At 35.1% G+C, this 1,434-nt stretch carries 1 protein-coding gene; it reads right to left on the minus strand.

From position 1 onward, the window contains the following. Window positions 1-32: 32 nt before the first annotated feature. A protein-coding gene (locus tag AC4GZ8_RS26330; RefSeq protein WP_491084837.1) for an IS3 family transposase occupies window positions 33-1,378 on the minus strand; the annotation gives its coding sequence in 2 pieces (ribosomal slippage) (window positions 33-922 and window positions 922-1,378; 1,347 coding nt in all). Between the last annotated feature and the right edge of the window lie 56 nt (window positions 1,379-1,434).

Genomic DNA, 1,434 nt, shown 5'->3' on the forward strand with positions numbered 1-1,434 from the left:
TGAACTGAACCCAAAAAGTTAGACATAGAAATTCAGGCTGCTACTTGGGCATGTTTTCGGTACTGAACCGGACTCATGCCTTTTAATTTTGCCTTAATCCGTTTGTGGTTATAGTAATATATATAATTCTCTAATTCTAGTTTGAAATGCTCCATACTATCAAATTCTTTTAAGTACAGTAATTCAGACTTTAATAAGCCAAAGAAATTCTCCATGACTGCGTTATCTAGGCAATTCCCTTTTCGGGACATGCTCTGTATGATCCCCTTTTCTTTTAAGGCGTTTTGATAATTCTTCATCCGATAATGCCAACCTTGGTCGGAATGCAAAATAGGGGTGTCTCCCTCATTTAGTCTGTTAAAAGCTTTTTCCAGCATTCCCGAAACGAGACGATAAACAGGACGTTTTTCTATGTTATAAGCGATGATTTCCCCGTTGTATAAATCTAAAATGGGGGATAAATATAACTTCTCTCCATGAATGTGGAATTCTGTCACATCTGTTACCAACTTCTCATTTGGCTTTGTTGCTTTAAAATCACGCTCTAAAATATTAGGGGCAACTTTACCAATATTTCCGCGGTAAGATTGATATTTTTTCATGCGCACGAGACATTTTAATCCAATTTTATTCATCAAACGTCTGACTGTCTTATGATTTATTTTTAATCCCCGATTACGTAATTCCAATGTAATGCGGCGATATCCATATCGTCCTTGATGTTCATCAAAAATCCCCTGAATCAACTCTTTAGTTTCTTTATACTTATCTGGACGATCCATTTGTTTTACCCAATAGTAATACGTACTACGCGCAATTCCAGCGACCTTTACTAGATCAATTACTTTAAATTCATGCCTTAATTCATATATTATTTGCGCTTTGTTTTCTTCTGTGATTTTTCCTTTTCTTGAATTAAGGCTTGTAACTTTTTTAAATAAGCATTCTCCATACGTAAACGCTCATTTTCAGTTCGTAATGCTTCAGACTCTTCGACTGACTTAGGTTTCTTTGTTTCTTTTTTCATCGATGGACGCCCCTTTTGTGTTAGTTTTAGGGCATCTATTCCATGTAATTCGAAACTTTTTAGCCATTTTTGAATGGTACTATGTGTTGCGATGTTAAAAATTGCAGCCGTTTCCCTTATAGAAGTCCCTGTCTCTTTTATATAATTTAGTACGTCTAGTTTAAACTCTGGTGTGTAGGATGTATAGGGTTTTTTAAAGGCACTTTCACCATGATACTCATATTGTTTAATCCAATTTAATAAGACAGTATGATCTACTCCTATGGATTTCGCAATGGTTTTTACCCCCTCGAATCCTTGTTGATAACGTATAATTGCTTCTATTTTTTCCTCTATGTTAAATTTAGACATATAAAAACTGCACCTCCAATTGTTAGATATGTGTCTAACAATTGGGGTGCAGTTCA

Source organism: Metabacillus sp. RB-C-LZQ-3-1 (assembly GCF_058315175.1).